General features: G+C 46.5%; 24 protein-coding genes. 22 read left to right on the top strand and 2 right to left on the bottom strand.

Annotated elements, in window-relative coordinates; genetic code table 11:
• Positions 1–50: 50 nt before the first annotated feature.
• From AB3489_RS12815 to AB3489_RS12750, 14 genes are all read left to right on the top strand, one after another.
• Positions 51–758 carry an SPOR domain-containing protein gene (locus AB3489_RS12815; protein WP_368293206.1) on the top strand — a complete coding sequence of 236 codons (708 nt, stop codon included), beginning with the start codon at positions 51–53 and terminating at the stop codon, positions 756–758.
• Between the two features lie 129 nt (positions 759–887).
• Positions 888–1,520 carry a redox-sensing transcriptional repressor Rex gene (locus AB3489_RS12810; protein ID WP_025206122.1) on the top strand — a complete coding sequence of 211 codons (633 nt, stop codon included), beginning with the start codon at positions 888–890 and terminating at the stop codon, positions 1,518–1,520.
• Between the two features lie 182 nt (positions 1,521–1,702).
• A complete protein-coding gene (gene cimA, locus AB3489_RS12805; protein WP_368293205.1) occupies positions 1,703–3,304 on the top strand; it encodes a citramalate synthase in 1,602 nt (533 codons plus the stop codon).
• Between the two features lie 169 nt (positions 3,305–3,473).
• Positions 3,474–4,079, top strand: a complete 606-nt coding sequence (locus tag AB3489_RS12800) for a nucleoside triphosphate pyrophosphatase (RefSeq protein ID WP_051408119.1) — start codon at positions 3,474–3,476, stop codon at positions 4,077–4,079.
• 29 nt (positions 4,080–4,108) lie between these two features.
• Positions 4,109–4,792 carry a DNA repair protein RadC gene (gene radC, locus AB3489_RS12795; protein WP_368293204.1) on the top strand — a complete coding sequence of 228 codons (684 nt, stop codon included), beginning with the start codon at positions 4,109–4,111 and terminating at the stop codon, positions 4,790–4,792.
• A gap of 231 nt (positions 4,793–5,023) precedes the next feature.
• A complete protein-coding gene (locus AB3489_RS12790) occupies positions 5,024–6,040 on the top strand; it encodes a rod shape-determining protein (protein WP_368293203.1) in 1,017 nt (338 codons plus the stop codon).
• An 18-nt stretch (positions 6,041–6,058) separates the two neighbouring features.
• On the top strand, positions 6,059–6,925 hold the full coding sequence (mreC, locus tag AB3489_RS12785) for a rod shape-determining protein MreC (protein WP_025206118.1): 867 nt from the start codon (positions 6,059–6,061) through the stop codon (positions 6,923–6,925).
• Positions 6,922–7,437, top strand: a complete 516-nt coding sequence (mreD, locus tag AB3489_RS12780; RefSeq protein ID WP_287895750.1) for a rod shape-determining protein MreD — start codon at positions 6,922–6,924, stop codon at positions 7,435–7,437. Before mreC ends, mreD begins: the two co-directional genes overlap by 4 nt.
• 38 nt (positions 7,438–7,475) lie before the next feature.
• Positions 7,476–9,554 (top strand): penicillin-binding protein 2, encoded by a 2,079-nt coding sequence (mrdA, locus tag AB3489_RS12775; protein WP_368293202.1) that lies wholly within the window; start codon positions 7,476–7,478, stop codon positions 9,552–9,554.
• Positions 9,555–9,790: 236 nt separating this feature from the next.
• On the top strand, positions 9,791–10,585 hold the full coding sequence (gene minD, locus AB3489_RS12770) for a septum site-determining protein MinD (protein WP_019224790.1): 795 nt from the start codon (positions 9,791–9,793) through the stop codon (positions 10,583–10,585).
• A 26-nt stretch (positions 10,586–10,611) separates the two neighbouring features.
• On the top strand, positions 10,612–10,902 hold the full coding sequence (minE, locus tag AB3489_RS12765; RefSeq protein ID WP_025206115.1) for a cell division topological specificity factor MinE: 291 nt from the start codon (positions 10,612–10,614) through the stop codon (positions 10,900–10,902).
• A gap of 315 nt (positions 10,903–11,217) precedes the next feature.
• On the top strand, positions 11,218–12,390 hold the full coding sequence (rodA, locus tag AB3489_RS12760; protein ID WP_368293201.1) for a rod shape-determining protein RodA: 1,173 nt from the start codon (positions 11,218–11,220) through the stop codon (positions 12,388–12,390).
• 158 nt (positions 12,391–12,548) lie between these two features.
• Positions 12,549–13,298, top strand: a complete 750-nt coding sequence (locus AB3489_RS12755) for a murein hydrolase activator EnvC (RefSeq protein WP_368293200.1) — start codon at positions 12,549–12,551, stop codon at positions 13,296–13,298.
• A gap of 78 nt (positions 13,299–13,376) precedes the next feature.
• The gene (locus AB3489_RS12750; protein WP_368293199.1) at positions 13,377–14,237 is read left to right on the top strand and encodes a M50 family metallopeptidase; all 861 of its coding nucleotides are present in this window, start codon (positions 13,377–13,379) and stop codon (positions 14,235–14,237) included.
• Positions 14,238–14,319: 82 nt separating this feature from the next.
• On the opposite strand, the gene AB3489_RS12745 is transcribed toward AB3489_RS12750, so the two are convergent.
• Positions 14,320–14,868 carry a manganese catalase family protein gene (locus AB3489_RS12745; protein ID WP_019224796.1) on the bottom strand — a complete coding sequence of 183 codons (549 nt, stop codon included), beginning with the start codon at positions 14,866–14,868 and terminating at the stop codon, positions 14,320–14,322.
• 161 nt (positions 14,869–15,029) lie between these two features.
• On the opposite strand from AB3489_RS12745, the gene AB3489_RS12740 reads away from it, so the two are divergent.
• Both AB3489_RS12740 and AB3489_RS12735 read left to right on the top strand, forming a co-directional pair.
• A complete protein-coding gene (locus AB3489_RS12740) occupies positions 15,030–15,659 on the top strand; it encodes a methylated-DNA--[protein]-cysteine S-methyltransferase (RefSeq protein WP_368293198.1) in 630 nt (209 codons plus the stop codon).
• Positions 15,660–15,847: 188 nt separating this feature from the next.
• On the top strand, positions 15,848–17,722 hold the full coding sequence (locus AB3489_RS12735; protein ID WP_368293197.1) for a TIGR03960 family B12-binding radical SAM protein: 1,875 nt from the start codon (positions 15,848–15,850) through the stop codon (positions 17,720–17,722).
• Between the two features lie 13 nt (positions 17,723–17,735).
• Here AB3489_RS12735 and AB3489_RS12730 read toward each other — a convergent pair whose 3' ends face one another.
• Positions 17,736–18,158 carry a DUF2935 domain-containing protein gene (locus tag AB3489_RS12730; RefSeq protein ID WP_019224799.1) on the bottom strand — a complete coding sequence of 141 codons (423 nt, stop codon included), beginning with the start codon at positions 18,156–18,158 and terminating at the stop codon, positions 17,736–17,738.
• Between the two features lie 138 nt (positions 18,159–18,296).
• Between AB3489_RS12730 and AB3489_RS12725 the strand changes: the two genes are divergently transcribed.
• The 6 genes from AB3489_RS12725 to obgE all read left to right on the top strand — a co-directional run bounded on the left by AB3489_RS12725 (position 18,297) and on the right by obgE (position 23,166).
• The gene (locus tag AB3489_RS12725; protein ID WP_368293195.1) at positions 18,297–19,091 is read left to right on the top strand and encodes a TIGR03936 family radical SAM-associated protein; all 795 of its coding nucleotides are present in this window, start codon (positions 18,297–18,299) and stop codon (positions 19,089–19,091) included.
• 51 nt (positions 19,092–19,142) lie between these two features.
• On the top strand, positions 19,143–20,396 hold the full coding sequence (locus AB3489_RS12720) for an Rne/Rng family ribonuclease (protein WP_368293194.1): 1,254 nt from the start codon (positions 19,143–19,145) through the stop codon (positions 20,394–20,396).
• Between the two features lie 166 nt (positions 20,397–20,562).
• The gene (gene rplU, locus AB3489_RS12715; RefSeq protein ID WP_368293193.1) at positions 20,563–20,874 is read left to right on the top strand and encodes a 50S ribosomal protein L21; all 312 of its coding nucleotides are present in this window, start codon (positions 20,563–20,565) and stop codon (positions 20,872–20,874) included.
• A 51-nt stretch (positions 20,875–20,925) separates the two neighbouring features.
• The gene (gene rpmA / locus AB3489_RS12710) at positions 20,926–21,201 is read left to right on the top strand and encodes a 50S ribosomal protein L27 (RefSeq protein WP_015044630.1); all 276 of its coding nucleotides are present in this window, start codon (positions 20,926–20,928) and stop codon (positions 21,199–21,201) included.
• Positions 21,202–21,277: 76 nt separating this feature from the next.
• Entirely contained in the window at positions 21,278–21,790 is a 513-nt protein-coding gene (locus AB3489_RS12705) for a Spo0B domain-containing protein (RefSeq protein ID WP_019226556.1), read from the top strand.
• A 98-nt stretch (positions 21,791–21,888) separates the two neighbouring features.
• On the top strand, positions 21,889–23,166 hold the full coding sequence (gene obgE, locus AB3489_RS12700) for a GTPase ObgE (RefSeq protein ID WP_019226557.1): 1,278 nt from the start codon (positions 21,889–21,891) through the stop codon (positions 23,164–23,166).

The raw sequence follows: 23,166 nt of genomic DNA, 5'->3' as shown, positions 1-23,166 counted from the left end.
TTGCCGCTCCTTCATATGATCGAAATAGAATGATTTGAAGGAGTTGCCTGATGGGAAAAAAATTTAGATCAGGTGTTTTTATTTCAATTATAATGGTAATACTAGGATTATCCGCTGTCGGCTGGTTTGTATGGTATACTGGAAAAATGTTTGTCGGGCTGGTTTCCTCACAGACCGCCGTTACCTCAGAAAACCTGCCAGAAACAAACAGCGAGATTCTCAATTTGACGGAAATCAAAATTTGGACCTGTCAAATCGGTGTTTATAAGGATAAAGAAAATGCCGAAGTATTGCTGCAGAATTTGCATAACAAGGGCTGGCAGGCCGTGATCATCAGTAAGGAGCCTTATCAGGTTGCGGTGGGTGCCTTTGGCTCCAATGAAGAGGCGCTTTTTTGTTACCAGGGCTTATTGGAAAACGGTATTGATTCATGGGTCAGGGAAGTGACGTATCCTGCTTTGCACTATAAGGTCAGCGGCAGCGAAACGGAAACGGTTCTGGAAATCCTCGAGCTGGCGAATTCATTATGTGCAGGTCTTGGACAAGGCATTGATCAAACCGATGCCACAGAGAGAATTCAGGATATTAAAGACAGCGATTATCCGGAAGATTTCAGGCATTTGCAGGATAATTTGAGCGCCCTTAATGCTTCCCTGGATGGTCAGGGGAATTTTCAATATAAGTATAATCAGCAGCTTCTTCAAGTCTTTGCTGAGTATAAATGGGTTACTTACAAGTATTTTGAACAAAATCCCTGATTATTTTGGGTAGGGTCAAAAAACATAATTAAACAGTGATATCTTGTATTTCCTTCGGTTTAATTGCATTTTCTTTAGGTAGTGATATAATTAATTATCTTTGAAGTAGACGAAATGGGGGATTTGGATTTGAAAACCTTGAAAATTCCTGAAGCAACGATTATACGGCTTTCCGTATATTCTCGTTATTTGACAGAGATAGACCGCAAAGGAATCATAACGATTTCTTCAGGTGATATTGCTGAAGGAGTAGGCGTAAGTCCTGCTCAGGTTCGTAAAGACCTTGCTTATTTTGGGGAGTTTGGGATTCGCGGAGTAGGTTACAATGTCAAAGACTTGCATAAAAATATTCTTCGGATCATGGGTCTCAGCAATGAGTGGAGCGTCTGCCTCGTAGGACTGGGCAACCTCGGACTGGCCCTGAGTACGTATAAGGGTTTTAAAGAACGCGGATTTTCAATCATCAATATTTTTGACAACGATCCCCAAAAAACTGGGATGAAGATTAACGATATCGAAGTATTGCCGATTGAAACGATGGAAGAAGTCGTCGCCCAAAACCAGATCCAGATCGGAGCAATAACTGTCCCAGCATCTGCAGCCCAGGAAATTGCCGATAAACTTATTAAAGGCGGAGTCCAGGCCATTTTGAATTTTGCACCTGTCGTTTTAAATGTTCCTCCCACTGTAGAACTCAGAAATGTGGATTTGTCTGTAAACCTTGAAGTGCTGACATTCAATCTGGGCGGAAAAATGGCTTAGAACCTAGAATCGATCATTTGTACATGAAGGAAGGTATTCCAGATACGCTAGCGCTGGATGCCTTCTTTTTTTGTTCTAAAATGGATTAAGGCTTTATTAATTTTGTATTTACAGGTAAAATGAGTTATTAAACATTTTTAAGAATTTTTTAGATGCACAGAGAGTTTTTGGGAGGGAAGAGAATGGCAGACAAGCGTATTTCAATTTACGACACGACGCTGAGGGACGGAGCTCAGGGAGAAGGCGTCCACTTCTCAGCCAAAGATAAGCTTTTCTATATGCAGAAAATGATTGAAGCCGGCATCGACTATGTGGAAGCCGGCTGGCCGGGTGCGAATCCCAAAGATGATGAGTTTTACCGTACGATGTCCTCCTGGGCGGATTCTGCCGAAAATCAGGACTGGCGTTTGCGGACGAGGGTCGTTGCATTCGGCAGCACCTGCAGAGTCGGCGAATCTCCGGAAAAAAGTGATTCATTGAACGGACTGATTGCTTCAGGAGCGAATCCCTTGACGATTTTTGGGAAGACATGGAAACTCCATGTTGAAACGGTCTTAAGAACAAGCCCACAGGAAAACTTAAGAATCATCAGAGAATCTGTTGAATATCTTGTGAAAGCCGGTAAGGAAGTCTTCTTTGATGCAGAACACTATTTTGACGGTTGGCAGGACGACCCTGCGTTTGCGTTAAGCTGTCTGGAAGCCGCCATGCTTGGTGGAGCGAAAGGACTTGTTCTCTGCGACACGAATGGTGGTACCTATACCAGGGACATCACGAACGGGGTGCAGATCGTCAGGCAGGAGCTTTCCCCTGCCATACTTGGTATTCATACTCACAATGATGGAGGGCTGGCTGTCGTAAATACGCTGGCGGCTGTTGAGGCAGGAGTGAATCAGATCCAGGGAACCTGGAACGGCTTCGGGGAACGCTGCGGCAATGCGAATTTAAGCACGCTGATACCCTGGTTGCAGCTGAAATTAGGCTATCAACTGCTTGAACCTGAGGTTCTGCACAATATTTCTTATTTAAGCAGGTATGTGGCGGAACTCGCCAATTATCCGTTTGATGAGAAACAGCCGTTTGTGGGCAGAAGCGCTTTTGCTCATAAAGCGGGTATGCATGTCGATGCGGTCATGAAGAATAACAGAACCTTTGAGCACATTGACCCTGCTTCGGTCGGGAATGAACGCCGGGTTCTGATCTCCGATCAATCCGGAAAAGCAAATTTGTGCTTGAAAATGCGCCGGTTCAAACCTGAGATTGAAAAAGATGATCCGCTCGTGGAACTGGCGATGGAAAGAATTAAGAATGCCGAAAACGAGGGATTCCAGTATGAGACGGCAGAGGGAAGCCTGGATCTGCTATTATTGGAGATCCTCGGCAAATACGAACAGCCGTTTACACTCGAAGATTATCACGTTTGGAGTGATCCGCTGCGCGGTGAGCTTGACTCTGTCGCGGTTGTGAAAGTGCAGGTCGGAGACAAGCAGGTTCATATTGCAGCCGAGGGAGACGGGCCGGTTCATGCGCTTGACCAAGCTCTCAGAAGCACTTTGGGTGCCTTTTTCCCGGCTATTGAAGAGAGTGAGCTGACAGACTATAAAGTTAGGGTTCTTGACGGTTCCCGGGGCACAGGTTCAGTTGTCCGAGTTGTGGTTGAAACAAAGCATGGCGTCAATACCTGGGGAACGATCGGGGTATCCAGCAATATTATTAAGGCCAGCGCCAAAGCATTGCTTGATGCGCTCTATCTGGTTATCTTGAGCTCTCAGGGCAAGGCATAGACTTTTCCATTTTTGTCGTAAAAGTGTCAATACACGCTGGACTTGTCAAAAAAAGGGAATAGTGCTAGACTGATAGAAGACTTAACAGCCGGGGGACGATAACCCGGCTTGTTTATCGTAGCTTACATTGATGATTTGAAGAACAGTAAGATGCCTAGGATGTGACAGAATGATGTTGATTTTGGCTTCGGCTTCGCCGCGAAGGCGTGAGCTTCTGGAGGAATGGGGATATGACTTCAGACTTGTCAGTGCTCCGGTCGACGAATATCTTCCGCCAGATGTTTGGCCTGAGACAGGCGTACAGGATCTTGCCAGACGCAAGGCGCTTTCCGGATTTGAAGCGTGGCTTGATTTAAGTGGTTCGGCTGATGATTTGGTTTTAGGTGCCGATACCATTGTGGTGCTGGACCATATTGTGCTCGGAAAGCCTGCTGACGAGGAGGAAGCGGAACGAATGCTTCTTAACTTAAGCGGAAAAACCCACCGGGTAATGACCGCGATTGCGTTAGCCGCAATGGACAAGGTTCGTCAGCAGATCAGCGTGGAGACTGCTGTTGAGATTACAACTGTGTCTTTTCGGGAGCTGAAGGTTCAGGAAATCAAGGATTATATTACGACAGGGGAACCAATGGATAAAGCAGCCGCTTACGGGATTCAGGGCGGAGCTGCCGGGTTTGTGACAGCAGTTAGCGGTTCCTGGTCGAATGTGGTCGGACTGCCGATGGAGCTTCTGGTGCGAAAGCTTGGGGATAAGGGGATTTCCCCTAAAAAATAAAAGATACCTTGAAGCATGAGGGAAAAGGGATGAATTACCGCCGTCTAAAGGACTTGCCTGAAGATTTAAAACCAAGGGAACGTCTTCATCAGCATGGTCCGGAAAACCTGTCCACCAAAGAAATACTGGCGATACTGCTGAGGACCGGTTCAAGAGGGGAAAATGTCCTGGAACTATCTGAACGAATCTTGACGGAAACGGGCGGACTGACTGGCCTGGCCAGATTATCCATTGATGAATTAAAACAGGTTCACGGCATAGGACCGGCCAAAGCGGCTCAAGTCAAGGCAGCCTTGGAAATCGGCAAACGGAGTGTCTGCGCTGATCCTATGTCACGCCCGGTGATCAACACGCCATCAGATGCGGCCGATCTGGTCATGGAGGAGATGCGGAAGCTCGACCGGGAACACTTCAGGATCATACACTTAAGCACTCGAAACAATGTACTGGGTATAAGTCCTGTATCGGTCGGGTCTCTCAATTCATCCATTGTGCATCCCAGGGAGTGTTTTAAGGATGCCATCCGGCGTAACACGAATACAATTATTTTGCTGCATAATCATCCGAGCGGCGATCCTTCGCCCAGCAGGGAAGACCTTGATATTACCAAAAGGCTTGCCGAAGGCGGAAAAATATTAGGGATTGAGGTATTGGATCATATCATCATCGGGGATAAAAAGTATGTCAGCCTGAAAGAACAGGGGATCATCTAGCCCGATCTTTAGCCTAACAGTACCACTGTCGAGAGATGACCACAAATATAAAAAAATATTGAAAAATAGGAAATATTCATTAATTTGATGCAAAAAAATGATATAATAAAACGATGCCATAGCAATACGAAATATGGTATGAAAAATTCCACTTTGTGGGAGACTGAGAAAAGACTGCCAGGCATCACTTGAAATTTGAAATGATTTATCTTGAAGGGAGATTTACAAAACATGGTTTTTTCCAAGGACCTCGGAATCGATCTGGGAACCGCCAATACCCTTGTACATATGAAAGGCAAAGGAATCATAGTACGGGAGCCTTCAGTGGTTGCTATGGATATAGAGAAGAACGAGCCTCTGGCGGTTGGAGACAGAGCCAAGGAGATGATCGGAAGAACTCCGGGAAATATTGTTGCAATCAGACCGTTGAAAGACGGCGTAATCTCGGATTTCAATGTTACTCAAAAAATGCTTAAATATTTTATCAACAGGGCTTTAGGATCAAAATTCTTATTTGCGCGGCCCCGGGTCGTCATTTGTGTGCCGTCCGGAGTTACCGCAGTTGAAAAAAGAGCTGTCAAGGAAGCAGCTCTTGCAGCCGGAGCAAAAGATCCGATCATTATGGAAGAGCCGATGGCTGCCGCCATCGGAGCAGGTCTGCCCGTGAGCGATCCTACCGGGAATATGATTGTAGATATCGGCGGAGGCACAACTGAAGTCGCCGTGATTTCGATGGGAGGCATCGTTACAGCCGGCTCGATCCGGGTAGCCGGAGATGAGATGGATGATGCCATTATTGCGTATATCAAGAAAACGTATAACCTCTCCGTCGGTTATCAGTCGGCTGAGAATATCAAAATGGAGATCGGAGCGGCCTATATGCCGGAAAAAGGTTTGACGTATGCCATCAAAGGACGCGATCTACTGACAGGTCTCCCCAAGAACGTTGAGATTACTTCCGAAGAAATTGTTGAAGCCTTAAATGAGCCGGTAAGTGCTATTGTTGATGCGGTAAAGAACTGCCTTGAGAAAACGCCTCCGGAACTGGCGGCAGATATCATGGACAGAGGCATTATTATGGCGGGAGGCGGATCACTGTTAAGAAATCTGGACAGGCTAATTGCCGATCAGACAGGGATACCCGTCCACCTTGCTGAGGACCCGCTTTCCTGTGTTGCACTGGGTACCGGTAAAGTGCTTGAGAATGAGGAAATTCTAAGAAGGATTGCCGCTATGCAGAAGAATTAAAAACGGGAGGAGAAATCGGTGGGGAAAAAAATAAATCCCATGGGTATAGCCGTTCTCGTTTTTGCTGTTCTGCTGATCACTTTGACGACGATCCATTTGACCGGACTCGGCAGTCAGTCTCCGAACCCTGTCGGGAACGCCATGCAAAGAGTACTTTCACCGATAGAAAGTGCGATTTGGAATCTGGGAGATGGGATTAAAGATAATTTTCGGGCGATTTTCAGTTTTCGGACTGTCAAAGCAGAAAATGAGGAACTTCGTAAACAGGTAGAAACGCTCACGGGAGACAATCTTCAGCTCAAACAACAGGTACTGGCTGCCCTGCGCTATCAGGAACTTGATGCTGTTTTTCAAAGTCCCTCGCTGGAGAGCTATGAGAAAATTGGTGCCACCATTATAAATCGTAATCCTTCAGCCTGGTATCAGACAGTCACCGTCAATAAAGGCAGTGATCACGGCGTAAAAGTGGATGATCCTGTTGTTGCCAATCTGGGTCTGGTCGGGAAGGTCATTTCTGTCACCCCGAAGACCTCGGATGTTTTACTGCTACTCGACGGAGAGGGACAGGTTGGCGCCTTTGCCAGGGGTAATAAAGGTGAGGCAATTTTTGGGATTGTCAAAGGTACGTATAAGAAAAACACCAGGCTGAATTCCTCAGGAGAACTCGAAATGAATTTCCGGCAGGACGATGAAGTCAATGCAGGAGATTTGGTATATACTTCGGGTTTAGGAGAGGTCTATCCCAAGGACATTCCGATTGGTGTTGTTACCGAGATTAAAATTGATGCGAAAGGCTTGCTGAAAGTAGCCGCGATCGAACCCATTGTTGATTTTGATTCTCTGGAGGAAGTCTATGTAGTGAGCATTCCGGAGGACAGTCGATGAAACGTTTTATCGTAATGTTACTGATTCTTATTGTCTGTCTCATCCTCCCGGGGACAATCTTCCATTATTGGTCATGGGCCGGCATAAAACCTGATTTGGCCATGCTCTGGGTTATTTATATCGCTCTGCATCACCGGCCGGCTCAGGGAATTGTGTATGGGTTTGTGATCGGCCTGATTGTGGATTTTTATCTCGGAAGGTATATCGGACTCTATGCGATCATTTTAGCTGTCGTTGCACTGCTGATCAGTATGCTTCAGCAGCGCTGGTACAGAGAAAACATTCCGCTTACCATGGTGCTCGTCTTTATCGTAACGGTTCTTGGGCAGACCCTGATGGCCTTGATTGCAACCACCGCTGGACTTAACTGGTACCTCGGCGATGCCGTAAAGGTCATTCTGGGCATTTCTTTCTACAACTGCCTATTGGTTCCGCTTACCTATCCCTTCGTCCACAAGTCTTTTACAGAAGGAATTTTGCAGCCTAAAAAGAAGATCGAACAACAATTATAGTGTTGGTTAAACATGATGCTTAATAGGAGATGAACACGATGGAAGAAAGGGAGAGACAACCCTATCAGAGGAGATTGACCTGGCTCAGTGTGGTTGTCATTCTTCTTTTTTTGATTTTAGGATTTAATCTATGGTGGCTGCAGATTGCCAAAGCGTCCTATTATTCGGACCTGGCGGCCGGTAATGTGATGAAAACGGTCACGACGTCCGCGGTCCGCGGAGAGATTGTGGACAGCAACAATATCGTTTTGGCCCAAAGCGTGCCGAGGTTTGCGCTGACCCTGGACTGGACTGACCTGCAGAAAGTGAACACCAACTGGAAAGATGTTGTTGCTAACCTCGCAGAATATATTAAACCGTACTGGCCTTATCCAAACCAATCAGTAGAATTGATTACCGAGGATCTTTTGGTGATGATTCGTAACCAGCAGTGGAAGAGCTACAAGACGGTTGTCATTCTGGAAGATATACCGAAAGAACTACAGGCGATTATCGCCGAGCACAGCAATGAGCTGCCCGGCGTCAGCATTGAACCAATAGCGGAAAGGGTTTATCCGCAAAAGACACTGCTTGGTCAGATCTTGGGTTATGTTAGGGAAATAAGCGAGAGTGAAATTGAACAATTCAATGAGCAGGCAGAGTCCAATGATGACGAATATCGCTACACGCAGGGTGACCTTGTAGGGAAAATGGGCGTGGAAAAAAGCTACGATACCTGGCTGCGCGGCAGTCATGGCGTAGAAATTGTCAGCGTCGACGGCAACGCGAGACCGATCGACAAAGAAACGCTCCAGGAAGCCCAGGCAGGTTGTACCCTGCAGCTGACCATCGACAGCAAGATGCAGCGTGTCGTGGAGAACGAACTGGACAGAGTGATCAAGGATATTCAGAAGACCCATCCCGATGCCCAGGCCGGCGCGGCGGTGGTCATCGATGTGAATACAGGCAAAATACTGGCCATGGCTTCCCGTCCTTTCATGGATCCGAATGACCTGATCGGGACAATTTCGGAGGAAACTGCTCAAAAGTATTTCAGCAGTGAAGATGCCGCATCATTCAACCGGGCGCTGACCGGTACGTATCCTCCCGGTTCGACTTTTAAGATGATTACGGGAATGGCTGCTCTGGAAGCAGGCGTTATTACACCGGAAGATACTTTTATGGATACCATGTCTTCGCTGGGGTCCCCGGATGTACAAAGTGCAGGGGTCGCCGAGTGGGGTGGAAATAACTTTGGCAGGGTGAACCTTTATAGCGGGCTTGCGCATTCTTCCAACATCTATTTCCAGATTGTTGGTCGCCGGGTTTATGAGAAAAATCCGGAGCTGATCAAGAAAATTGCCAATGAATTTGGCCTGGGGGTTACTAGCGGTGTAGATTTACCGTATGAAGCGGAAGGAAATGTGCCTTCCCCGGCCTGGAAGGAATCTTATTATAAACCCTACTACGATAAAAAAAGAGAAGAAAAGCTTCAGGAAATTGGGGATAAATATGCGCAGCTTCTGGCCAGTGCAAAAGATCAGGATGAAAAAAATACACTTCAGCATGATAAAGAAGATGAAATTGCTCAGGCCGAACAGGAGTATAAAAATAACATTAATGAGTATGTAAACTGGCGGTTGTACGATAGTTTCAACAGTTCGATTGGTCAAGGCGCAAACCACTATTCAATTCTTCAGATGGCTAACTATGTCGCGACCATTGTCAATGGCGGAAAACATTACAAGCCTTATGTTGTGAACAAAATTCTTGACCCTGTGACCGGGAAAGTCGTCCAGCAGAACCAGCCGGAAGTTCTAAACGAAGTTTCTGTTTCCCAACAAAATATTGAAACGATCAAAAAAGCAATGTCGGAAGTAACGAGCGGTGAGGGGACAGCGGCCTGGCTTTTCAGAGATATACCAGAGTTCACCGGCGGCGGCAAGACCGGTACGGCCCAGATCGGTTCGAAGGGAACATCCAAAGAAGAAGCTTATAACGGGATGTTTGTCGCGTTTGCACCGTATGACAATCCTCAGATCGCATTTGCCGGCGTGGTGGAATATGGCGGACACGGCAGTGAAACATCGGGTTATGTCGCGAAAGCAGCATTTAAATATCATTTTGGCTGGAAATAGTCATATAAATAAGAAATACCGGGGAATTTGATCCTCGGTTTTTTTTCTTTGCGAAAGGAAAAGCAAAAGGGATTGTAGAATCTTCTTACACAGAAACAGATCAAAGCTCACGCTGGGCTAATAAGGTACTGGTTGAAATTCTGAAGAGGGGATTTATTTTTTACTTGGCAATGGAAAATTATAACTGAAATGTAAGACAATGCATTAATCATTTATGATGAAAGGCAGGCTTGGTTATGGGTGAAACAATTGTAGTAACTTCAGGGAAAGGTGGCGTAGGGAAAACTACTACAACAGCAAATTTGGGGACAGCCCTGGCTTTTGCCGGATTTAAAGTTGCATTGGTCGACACGGATATCGGCCTTCGCAATCTTGATGTTGTTATGGGCCTCGAGAATAGGATCGTCTATGATATTGTCGATGTTACAAGCGGCAGCTGCAGGATCAAACAAGCACTTATTAAGGACAAGCGGTTCAACAGCCTGCATTTGCTTCCGGCTGCTCAGACGAAAGACAAAACAGCTGTAAGCCCCGATGAGATGGAGGTTCTCTGCGAAGAGCTGCGTGAAGAATTTGATTATACGCTGATCGATTGTCCGGCTGGGATTGAGCAGGGCTTTTACAATGCAATCGCCGGTGCGGACAAAGCAATTGTCGTTACGACGCCGGAGGTCAGTGCGGTCCGCGATGCCGACAGAATTATCGGACTATTGGAAAGTGCGGATCTGCGTAATCCAAAACTAATTATTAACAGAATCAGACCACGGATGGTTAAACAAGGGGACATGATGGACATTGAGGATATCGTTGATATCTTGGCTATTGATCTTCTCGGTGTGGTACCGGAGGACGAGAAGATTATTGTATCGACCAACAGAGGAGAACCCGCAGTCATGGACGGCGTTTCCAAAGCGGGCGAAGCTTACCGGAGGATTGCACAGAGGGTAAGAGGCGAAGAAGTCCCATTAATGAATCTGGATGTATCGAATTCCCTGATGGATAAACTGAAAAATTTAGTTGGCATACGCTAGCCCTGCACTGGGGGGAGGTAATTATGTTGTGGGAATTATTATATCGTGTGCTGGGCAAGGACAATTCCGGAAGCCGTAGTCAGGCCAAAGATCGGCTGCGGCTGGTTCTGGTTCATGACCGTGCCACGATATCGCCCTACCTGATGAATCGCTTAAAAGAAGATCTGGTCAAGGTGATATCGAATTATATGGTGATCAACGAAGAGGGGTTGGAGGTATACCTGAATCAAGATGAGAGGGAAGTCGCGCTGATGGCCAGTGTTCCTGTAAAGAAAATTAGAAGGGACTATATGGAGAGAACACAGTCGATTTCGTGAGTAAATCGCTCAAGTCAAACAAAAAGGAAGCATTAAGCTTCTTTTTTTGTGAACAAGACTTTACATCGATGTATGGGGATCAGGCCTGTCCCAAAATCGCCCTCGGAGGCGATTTTGAATGCGCATTCGAATTTAGGACAGGCTGTCTATATGAGGTTTGTCTCGTAAGCCTGGACGGCTGGAGTATGGAGTCGGGTCGGTATGAAGATGTTCAACATATTTTAGTAAGAAAAAACCTATACTTGTCAAGTTATCATTGTGAACGGAGAGATCTGTGATATAATCTTTGGTAGCAGCCGATATATGGAGTATTGTATGATAAAAGAAAAAAATTGGAATTTTATCAGAGGTCTCGATCTTGGAATGGTCCTGGCAGTTGTGCTGCTTTTAGGGGCGAGCCTGCTGATCTTAAGCACGGCTTCCATCAATGTTATGGCGTCAGACCCGTATCATTATGTGAAAACTCAGGTGGTCTGGATCGCTACAGGAATTGTTCTTGCAGTGATTGTTGCGTTTACTGATTATGAAAACTATAAAAAGATCGGTATCTGGATCTACGCTTTTAATATATTCCTGCTTCTTCTCGTTTTTGCTTTTGGTTCTGAAGCGAAGGGTGCGCAGCGCTGGATACCTATCACCTCTACGCAAAGCATTCAGCCCTCGGAATTTGCCAAAGTGCTGCTGATTGTTACGTTTGCCAGCTTTCTCAATGAGAGGGAAGGAAAGCTGAATAATGTAAAGGATTTTATTCTACCCCTGCTGTTTGTACTGCCGCCTACTTTATTAATATTTCTTCAGCCTGATTTGGGGACTGCGATGGTGTTCGGGGCGATTTTTATTGGAATGATGTTTGTTGCCGGAGCGAATCCGATTAAATTTGGGGCGGTGATTGTCGGCTGCATTGGGGCGGCCATTGGTGCTGTTGCATTGCACTTAGCCACGAACCTTCCCGGACCGCTGAAATTTCTGGAAGGATTGCCGTTGCCTTTGAAAGATTATCAGATTAACCGGTTTATTGCTTTTCTGGATCCCGCCAAGGATACTTCAGGGGATGGATATCATGTTATTCAGTCGGTTTGGGCCATAGGTTCCGGAGGCATTTGGGGCAAAGGGTACCAGCAAGGCACCCAGGCCCAGTATAATTTTTTACCTGAGCATCATACAGACTTTATTTTTTCAGTTGTGGGTGAGGAATTTGGCTTTATAGGAACATCGATACTGTTGTTTATATTCTGCATCCTGCTTTTGCGGATGGTTACCGTAGCCACCAAATCGAGAGACAGGTATGGGGTCCTGATTGTCTCCGGAGTCGTAGCAATGATTGTTTTCCATGTTTTCATCAATGTTGGGATGGCGTCAGGAATCATGCCTGTCACCGGAATTCCTCTGCCGTTTATTACTTCCGGCGGCAGCTCGATGTGGGCAAATATGCTAGCGGTCGGGCTTGTCTTAAGCGTAAGTCGCAGAGGAGAACGACGAATGTTCTGACATCTTCAACGATAAAAGTTTACAAGCCATTATTCAAATCTGTAAAGAAATTTCTAAAAGAACATTTTCGTCAGGAAGATGTTCTTTTTTGCGTATTTGTTCATATTCTTTATTAGGGTTGTCTCCCTGAAGGAAAACCTTTATAAGGCGGTGGATGAATGGATCCGTTTGAGCGCTGGGATGACTGGGAATTTGAAAAGGCTGCCCGGGAGATCGGACGTGGTTACAGGGATGATCAGGAATATGTCAGGAGCGACTGGAAAGATCATCGGACTTATTTCAATAAAAAACCTTCCGGAGGTCTTTTGGCCGATTGGAACGGCAGTCAGAAAAGAGTACTTCTTTCGGCTTTTTTGTTTTTAACGATTGTTTTCAGTGCCAGCGGAGAGGACTTTGTTTCCAAAGGTGTCTATGCTGTTTATCAAGGCGGTATGAGCAGTGGAAATATCTATGTGGCATTAAACACGATGGCAAAAGAAGCAATAGGCCTTCAAAACTCTGAAAGCCTGCCGGTGAATTCTGTAAAAGAAGAGATTTTTTATCCACCTGTAGCCGGAGCTGTCAAGGTAGCGTTTGAGAGTACAGATGAGGGTGGGACGATCAGCAGCGGAATTGAAATTGAAAGTGCGCTGGGGACTGCTGTGCTCTGCCCCCAGGAAGGAGTTGTACTCGAAGTCAGTGAAAATGAAAAACTCGGAAAAGTGATACGGATCAACTTTGGCAATGGCTGGGAAGGCCTTTTGGGGAATTTTGGCGATATTAATGTTGAACGGGGTGAACCTGTTTCGATGGGGAAAAAATTGGGGACAGTCGGAGTCAGTTCAGCACAGGAAAAACCCTGGCTCTACCTAGAACTACAAAAAGACGGTCAGCCGGTCGACCCCTTGACATACCTAATTCAGAACTAGTATATAAATTCAAAAATCCCGATTGTACTTAATACTTTTTAATCGATCTGCTAGGGATGGGGACAGAGGGGGATCAAGATGAAAGTTAAAGTTCACCCGACCTTTATCATCCTGTTAATCCTATGTATGCTTGCTGGTCAGGTTGTCAGGGCACTTCTAGTCTTTAGCCTGGTTATTGTTCATGAAGCCTGTCATATACTTGCTGCAAGAGGTTACGGGATCAGGTGTAGGAGTATCGAGCTCTATCCCTATGGGGGGACGGCCGTTCTTGACGACAGTTTTGAAGGGAAAAAGAAGGAGGAGACAATTATTGCTTTTGCTGGTCCGGCCGTCAATGTCGTGTTGTTCTTTTTTATTCAGATTCTTCGTGAAAACGGAATCTTAAGCGGAGCATGGGCGTTGGAATTTGCCAAAACGAATTTCTGGCTGGCAGCCTTTAACCTGCTTCCTGTTCTGCCGCTTGACGGTGGTAGAATTGTCCGTGGCTTGCTGGCGGGGTCTTTTGGTTTTGTCTCGACCACCCGGTTCCTGGCGGCAGCCGGTAAATGCCTTGGGGGTGCTTTTGTTTTTGCTGGTTTCCTAATGCAGGGAATGGGCTTCTATATTTATGAACCGGTTCTTTTTATTGTTCTTGGCATCTTTTTCTGGATTGGCAGCGGCAAAGAGCTGGACAATGCCAGAATTGTTTTTTTAAAGCAGCTCTGCCGCAAGAAAGAGCGTCTTTTGGCGCAGGGGCTGATGCCTGGAAGGAGTCTCGCGGTAAGTAGGGACACTGCGCTTAAACAGATTATTGATAAGTTTTCTGCTGATCATTTCAGTCTCGTCAGTGTAATGGGTAAAGACGATAAGATCGAAAGAATGCTAAGTGAGACTGAAGTTATCCAGGGCATGATGGATTTTGGACTCAATTGTATGGTCGGAAAATTAAAAGAAGAATAAAAAAAGATCATATAGAATGGAATACTGTGGTAATGATCCAAAAGCATGTAAATATCATGCACCGGTAAATATAGAGAAGCATTCAGACTGGGAAGCTCATTCGGTATTCCCTGATTAATGTGCTAAAACTTCCTGGGGCAGCACCCTGAAGGATCATAGCTTGGGACTTTTCAAAAAGGTGTTTGTGGACATCTTCTCTGTCACCCAGAAAGCGAATCATCTTTTTCAGACCAGGATCGCTGGTCATTGTCAAATGTGTGTCATAAAGCATTTTTGCGCGGATCTCAGCTTCAGCATCAGCCTGCAGCATCGCAACAGGATCAAGGCTTTGATCGACATAGGTCAGGTCCCAGGGTATACCCTCGGAATTGACGTAGCAAAGTGGTGGTCCTCCAAGTCTGTTGATCGCCTCAGCAATCATCTCCATATGGCTATGTTCTTCTGCTGCGATAAGACCCAATAACTCCCTTACAAAGTGGTTGGGCATATTAGCACGGTGATTCATATACTGGGTGGCTGCGGAGAACTCGCTATCTTTCCCGCCGTAATGTTCCAGCATGATCCGGCCGAACTGCGGGTCTGGATAATTGACTTCTACTGGAAATAACAGCGCATCGGCGTATTTGAACATAATTTCCCCTCCAATACTTCTTTTCGCTTGCTTTCATACGAGCAATTACTGTATTATATTATCCTATCTGAGAATTCGTCACTCTGTCTTTTCAGCTCGAAGAGGGTTGGACTGGCAGACCGGCTATTCAAATAGGTGAAGGGAGCTGGTACCCTGTCAACATGAAAACGAACATGACCTATACCTGCACTGTGAATACACCTCTTGGAAAAATGACAGCTGCGGCAGTCCAAGATAAGCTAAGCGGTTTATGGTTCATTGGCCAGAAGCATTATCCTGCCGTTACTTCCGAATGGACAGAGAATCGGGAATATCCTGTTTTTGAGACGCTGCGTCGGCGGCTGGATTTTTATTTTTCGGGACAAGAAGGACAAACTTGGGAAGAGGAACAGGCGGCAAGCACGGAAAGAAATGCGAAAGGTATCATGGCAGGTATTTCAGTTCCCAAAATGGATTTGTATCTGGCTCCTGTGGGGACCGACTTCCAGAAGGCTGTCTGGGAGATACTGCTGCAGATACCGTATGGGAAAGTCATAACTTACGGGGAAATTGCCCAACGTATTGCTCTGGCCCGGGGGTTAACAACGATGTCCGCTCAGGCGGTAGGCAGTGCAGTCGGGCATAATCCGATCTCCATTTTAATTCCGTGTCACCGTGTGATTGGCGGCAATGGAAAACTTACTGGTTATGCCGGCGGCCTGGACAAAAAGAAAGCCCTTCTGCGCCTGGAAGGTAGGTTTTTGCTTAAGAATAAGGTGCTGTGCTATAATAATTTATCCACAATTAAGTAATCCGTCTCCGTAATATATAGACAACGTCAAGCGGAACAGGGATGCTGAGCGCGGCACACGAGGGCTATGGATGGCCTAGTGTTACGATGCCATGGATGGCATAAAGGCAGGTCAAAGCCTTTATGCTGCCGAAAGCGTATATATTATGAAGACCTGCCTGGATAAATAGGCTCAAGGGGGAAATACATATGAATCAGAAGGATCGTGAATGGATTCGCCAGAAACTCGACCGGATTTTACCGCAGGTGATTAAGCCCGGTCGTTATGTCGGTGGTGAATGGAATATGGTAAAAAAAGACTGGGAAAAGACAGATGTACGGGTGGCATTTGTCTTTCCTGATGTATATGAAGTCGGCATGTCCAATCTTGCGTTACGTATCCTGTACGGCCGCATCAATTCTTATGAAGAGTTTCTCTGTGAAAGGGCCTTTGCTCCATGGCCGGATATGGAAGAAAAGTTAAAGCAGGGAGGAATCCCGCTTTACACACTGGAATCTTTTCGTCCTCTGCTGGATTTTGATGTGGTCGCTTTCACGCTGCAATATGAGCTCAGCTATACCAATTTATTAAATGTCCTAAAGCTCAGCGGGATACCGTTAAAATCCGAAGACAGAAAAAACGGGACGGAAAGTGGGGGTGCGTATCCCTTTATATTTGCCGGTGGTCCATGTGCCTACAATCCTGAACCTCTGGCGCCTTTTGTAGATTTCTTTTTCCTGGGGGAAGGGGAAGAGCAATTTCCCGCAGTTCTTCACGTGATTCAGCAAGCCAGGAAAAACGGAAAACTGAAGGAAGCTATTCTGGTCGAACTGGCCCAGATTCAGGGAATCTATGTGCCGGGTTTTTATGAGGCCGAATACAAACCTGATGGTTCAATCCAGCAAATCACAGTCAGGGAAGGAATTTCTGAGACGGTCAGAAAGGCGGTGTTGCGGGACTTCAGCTCGGCCTACTTCCCGGAAAAAGTGATTGTCCCGTATACGGAGGCTATTCATGACAGGGTAATGCTTGAGGTCATGAGGGGTTGCACCAGGGGATGCCGCTTTTGTCAGGCCGGAATGATCTACAGGCCGCTTCGGGAACGGTCTCCTGAAGCATTGCTGGAACAGGCGGAGAAATCCATCAAGGCCACCGGTTATGAAGAAATCTCACTTGTTTCGCTGTCGACCAGTGATTATACTTGCATCAACGGTGTCCTTAAAGGTCTGATGGCTAAAATGGAACCCAAAGGGGTCAGTGTATCCCTTCCCTCACTCCGCCTGGATTCATTTGATGTTGAGATTGCCGAACAGGTCCAAAAAGTACGCAAATCCGGACTGACCTTTGCACCGGAAGCCGGAACCCAGCGCTTAAGGGATGTTATCAATAAAGGCGTAACGGAAGAGGATCTTTTAAGGACGGCAGAAGCATCCTTTAAAGGAGGATGGAGCAGTATCAAGCTGTATTATATGATTGGACTTCCGACCGAAACCTATGAGGACTTGGACGGAATCGTCCAACAGGCCAGAAAAGTCCTAGAGTTGTCCAGAAAACTTGGGAAACGCGGCTGCAGGATCACAGTTTCGGCAAGTTCGTTTGTTCCCAAACCGCATACGCCTTTTCAATGGGCAGCACAGGATTCCATGGTGACTCTAAGAGAAAAACAGGAATACCTCCGCAAGAAACTGCGGGATTACCGGATCAAGTTTATCTACCACGATGTAGAAGCAAGCTTTCTGGAAGCCATATTTGCCAAGGGTGACCGCAAAGTTGCGGAGCTACTGGAATGGGCGGTTAACGCAGGTTGCAAATTTGACGGGTGGAGTGAGCATTTTCGGTATGATCTGTGGAAGCAGGGAATGGAGGAAATCGGCATTGACCCGCATTTCTATGCCAACAGGCGGATATCAGAGGATGAGATCCTTCCCTGGGACCATCTGAACTCAGGTGTCAAGAAATCCTACTTGCTTGAAGAATATAAAAAGGCCCTGACTGAAGCTGTCACACCTGATTGCCGGGAAAAATGCAGCCACTGCGGAGTCTGTCCGGATCTGGCCAGACCCGTAAAATTCAGTGCGCCTTAACTTTATACAGAACCTAGCCTTGACTGCAGATGGTCTGGGTGATCCCGATGAAATATTCAGATTCACGGATGATGTGTTTGATTACAGCTGCAGCAGTCGGATTCTTCTTGACTGCCTGACTCAAATCTAGAATTTCAAAAAGGAATTTTACAAACCGGCCGCTTTGTTCAAGAGAAAAGCTGATCAGACGAAGTGCCTGATCGGCGACAACCGGTTGCGTATTGCCATATCTGACCAATGTTTCAGTGAGCTGGACAACCTGGCTATGCGTCCTTGTCAGAGCCTGTTCCCATTCTTTAAGTTCTTCGACAAATTTTCTTTCCAGATCCGGCACGATTTCCCGGATGACGTTTGTATGCTCATATTCCTGGTGTTTCCAGAAGTTGGCCTCATCCAGCAATCTTAGCGGCGTCTGTTCGCCAGAAGAAAATTGCATTGAAATCCCTCCTCGTTTACAAGTAATGTATTCGGCTTTTTTACAAACATGCCGGAATAAAGAAAGGCTTTACAACAAAGCTTTGGAAGATAGCTCTGATATTTATATCTTGGAAAGATTGGAAAAGAGGCGGTTATGATGAAGATAAGGCTGGCCTACACCAAGAAAGGTGAAGCCCGGTATATTGCGCATCTGGATTTAACCAGAATGTTGGACAGGGCCCTGCGCAGAGCCCAAATTGAAGTGGCTTTTTCCGAAGGATTCAATCCTCATCCGAAGATTGCTTTTGGTCCCCCTTTGCCAGTCGGTGTGGAAGGAGAACAGGAATATGTCGATATCGAAGTCAAAGAGAATAAAGAACAAGAAAAGGACGCTATTCGGGAAGAAGCTGGAGAAGCAACAGAAGCCGGAGCATGTGATATTGGGAATATCGTCGAGCGGCTTCAGAGCCAGTTGCCCGAGGGCATAAAAATCATAGGCGCTGGGATCGCAGTAAAGGGAAGCAAGGCACTGATGGCTGTGATTAATCTTGCCAGATACCGGACCGAAGCGCCTCTCCTTCGTCCGGTCGAGGCAGAAGAACTCCGTAAAGCTTGCCGGAACTGGCTGAACAGGGACGAAGCAACAGGGATTCGCTATCAGCAGGGCAAAAAAATAGAGCGGAATATTCGTCCGTTTGTTAAAACCATAACACTGATTTCTGAAGAAGGGGTTATTTCTGCGGATGCTCAGAATTATCACGTACAACTGCGCCTGGATATTATTACCGGAAACGTTGGTTCAGTCCGGCCGGTTGAAATCCTGGAAAGTCTAAAAAACATGGAAGGACTTCCGGTAGATATTTCAGGCGTAACGACAACAAGGGAAGGCCTGTTTATCGAACAGTCCGACGGGATGCTCAGAAACCCACTCGAAGTGATCGCGACGATATAGTGTCATCTTAGAAATTTGGATTTGATACTAAGCCTGAAAGCAGGGATAAGATTGAAAGAGATTGTCATTACCACTGAGGATCATCGGATGAGGGCTGCGGTACTGGAAGAAGGCAGACTGGCAGAAGTCCTGGATGATTCCGGAAGAGAATCCCGTTTGGCCGGCAATATCTACAAGGGGAAGGTCAGTAATATTGTTACAGGCATACAGGCTGCTTTCATCGATATTGGGCTCGAGAAGAATGCCTTCCTCTATGCAGGGGATATTGTCAATCCAGAATATGTCCAGGTGCAAAATGTACCCGGATCGCCGGTGCCACCGATCGAGAGCCTCTTAAAAGAAGGCCAGGAGGTGATTGTTCAGGTCACCCGGGAAGCTGTCGGTAATAAAGGAGCAAGAGTTACGACCAATCTTTCACTGCCCGGGCGTTTTGTGGTACTCTTGCCCGGGAATCGCGGATATTTGGGGATTTCACGTAAAATAACGGATGAAACAGAAAGAGAACGTCTTAATCAACTTGCCCAGAATCTCAGCATTGAGAATGCTGGTCTGATTGTCCGGACGATGGCGGAAGGCGTTGCGGAAAAAGAACTGGCTGATGATATTGAAAAGATTTTAGAAATCAATCAGACCTTAACGGAAAGAATCAAAAGCAAGTCTGGCAAGGGACTGATTTACAGCAGCAGCGACCCATTGTCCCGTCTGTTAAGAGAAACGATCGACGAAGAGGTAACCAGGATTATTACCGATGACGGGGAAATGGCCGAGCTGCTACGGACAAAGCTCCGGGAAGTCAGATGCTCAGTTTCCGGGAAAATATGGACTGACTTTAAAGGGAATTTGTTTGAACGCTATCATATCGGTGATGAAATCCTGAAAGCATTAAAACCCAAGGTTCCGCTTGAAAGCGGAGGCTATCTGGTGATTGAACAGACTGAAGCCCTGACCGCCATTGACGTCAACTCCGGAAAATACACTGGAGAAAGCTCCCTGCAGCATACCCTGCAGAGTCTGAATATGGAGGCTGCTTCAGAAATATCCAGGCAGATAAGACTTAGAAACCTTAGCGGGATTATTATCGTCGATTTTATTGACATGGAACAAAATGAGGATTGGAATCAGCTGCTGGAAATGCTGGAAAAGTCTTTTAAACAGGATAAGGTCAAATGTAAAGTAGTGGGGCGCACCAGGCTGGGGCTCGTTGAGGTAACACGCAAAAAAGAAGGTCAGACCTTAGCTGCCAGGAACACCGAAAAATGCCGGGAGTGCGGCGGAAAAGGCTGGCACGAGAGACGAATGAATTGAACTGTAGGATCAACTGATTGACGAATATAAGGAAAAATGCTAAAATGTTAGAACGTGGTGGCTTCTCACCACAACCGCACTTATTAGGTATGAACTGGTTTCTTGCCGTTTATGCGGCAGCGGGCCGACCTACGCAGGCGAGTCTGGGACTGGGAGGTGTAGAAAAATGTATGTAATTATCGAAACAGGAGGCAAACAGTACAGAGTCAAGGAAGGCGATGTCGTCAATGTTGAAAAACTTGATGCAGCTGTCGGCCAGGTTCTCGACCTGAATCAGGTACTGCTTGTTGAAAAAGATGGTAATGTAACGGTTGGAGCTCCAGTTGTTGACGGCGTGACAGTTGTCGCAAAAGTTCTGGAACAGGGCAAAGGCGACAAAGTCATTGCATTCCGTTATAAACCCAAAAAACACGTTCGTGTTAAAAAAGGCCATCGTCAGCCTTACACGAAGCTTTCAATTGAAACAATCAATGCTTAATGGTTGAAAATTAGAATACGATCAGCATGTTCTTTTTAGGAGGTGATCTTCATGGCCCACAAGAAAGGTGTAGGAAGTACACGAAACGGCAGAGACAGTAATGCGCAAAGACTCGGAGTCAAACGCTCTGACGGACAGTACGTTTTGGCAGGAAATATTCTTGTTCGCCAACGTGGAACCAAACTCCATCCTGGCAAAAACTGCGGCATTGGCAAAGATGATACGCTGTTCGCGCTCACAGATGGTTACGTAAAGTTCGAACGCAAAGATAAATTCCGCAAGCAGGTAAGTGTTCATGCGGAAAACGGGATTACTCAAGCCCAATAACAGATTACACGTCATACCCCTGGGTTAGCCCGGGGGTATGTTTTATTGTTAATTATCTTTGGTGAGGAGAAGAAAAATGGTCAATCTTGATAAAAAGATCCTTTATGAGCAGTTGGATAATTTCCAGATCCTTCGGCATGATTTTCTGAATTATTTTCAGGTCATCAAGGGGTATTTGCAGCTGAATATGCCGGACAAAGCGTTGGCTTATATTGATGAAGTCCTGGTGGAGATTCGGCCGCAGCAAGATATTTACAAGATTGGCCAAAAAACACTGCTTGGTATTCTCCTGGGATGGTATTTTAAGCTGCGTCTGAAAGGTGCAGAATTTGTGTTGGATTTTCCTCCGGAAATGAAAAATGAAGAATTTTGGCTTGATCATTGGCAGGAAGAATATGCGCTGAGTTTTTCTGGATACACTAAAGACTGTTTAGACCTATTCGTGCAGGGAGATCAGGATGTTGAAACATTAACGGCAAAGATCCAGTTCGGCGTTGTCGGCGGAGGATTTTCCTGCGAATTCAGACTATATAAAGAAGACAATCTTTTTGAGCAGAATGTATATTCCCCAGTCTACCAGAAAGCATGAGTTACTTTCTGATAGGTCTAAGCGCAGCTAAGGCTGACGCCAAAGGCTTCGCGCCAGCCAAGTTTTCTTTAGAAAAATCCGAATGAAGGGGTTAACGAATGTTTTATGATCGCGCAAAAATATATGTAAAAGCTGGGGACGGCGGAGCAGGAGCTGTATCTTTCCGCAGGGAGAAGTATGTCCCGTTGGGAGGGCCTAATGGCGGAGACGGTGGCCGTGGCGGGGATATCATCCTCGAAGCGGATGAGGGCCTGCGGACCCTGGTGGATTTCCGCTATCGCCGCCATTATAAGGCAGACCGCGGCGAACACGGGCAAGGCAAGGATATGCACGGTAAAGGAGCAGAAAACCTGGTGTTGCGTATACCGGCGGGAACGATAATCAAAAATGAAGGTACAGGCGAAATTATGGCTGATCTTACCCGGCATGGGCAAAGGGTCACCATTGCCAAAGGCGGCCGCGGCGGCCGTGGAAATGCCCGTTTTATGAGTAATACAAACAAGGCTCCTACAGTGGCGGAGCGCGGAGAACCAGGGGAAGAGCTTTGGCTTCTGTTTGAACTGAAGCTTCTGGCAGATGTCGGCCTGGTCGGATTCCCAAACGTCGGAAAATCCACACTGATCTCGAGGGTATCGGCTGCCCGTCCGAAAATCGCAGACTATCATTTCACGACCCTGGTACCGAATCTTGGCGTCGTTCAGGTAGAGGATGAGAGTTTTGTCATGGCGGATATCCCGGGAATTATCGAAGGGGCTCATTCCGGCGCAGGACTTGGACATGAATTTCTGCGTCATATCGAGCGTACCAGACTGCTTCTTCATATCTTGGACATTTCAGGTTCCGAGGGCAGAGACCCGCTGGAAGACTTTAAAATCATCAATCAGGAACTCAAACTGCACAGCCCGGCTCTTGCTGAAAGGCCGATGCTGGTTGTTCCGAACAAAATTGATGTTAACGGTTCCGAGGAGAATCTCCGCCGTCTCCGCGAGGAATTTGGGGATGCCTATGAAATCTACCCAATTTCGGCGGTAACCGGAGAGGGAATCGATAAATTACTGCATAAGATGATACAAATTCTTCCTGAGGTACCGCTGATTGGACTTTCAGCTGATCCTGATGAACATCGCATGGTTCAGGTCCAAAGCGAGGACAGATTTGTCATTACGCGTGAAGACGGCATGTATATCATTACAGGCAAAGAGATTGAAAGACATGCGGCGATGGCCTACCTCGATACGGATGACGGTGTCATGCGCTTCCAGAATATCCTTAAAGTGATGGGAGTCGACGATGCACTGAAGGAACAGGGGATCAAAGAAGGCAATAAAGTATCGATCGGAAAGTTGGAGTTGGAATGGTCGGAGGGAGGACAATAG

This window comes from Dehalobacter sp. TBBPA1 (genome assembly GCF_040931655.1).
GTDB classification, from domain to species: domain Bacteria; phylum Bacillota; class Desulfitobacteriia; order Desulfitobacteriales; family Syntrophobotulaceae; genus Dehalobacter; species Dehalobacter restrictus.
This window is presented reverse-complemented; position numbering and strand designations above follow the sequence as displayed.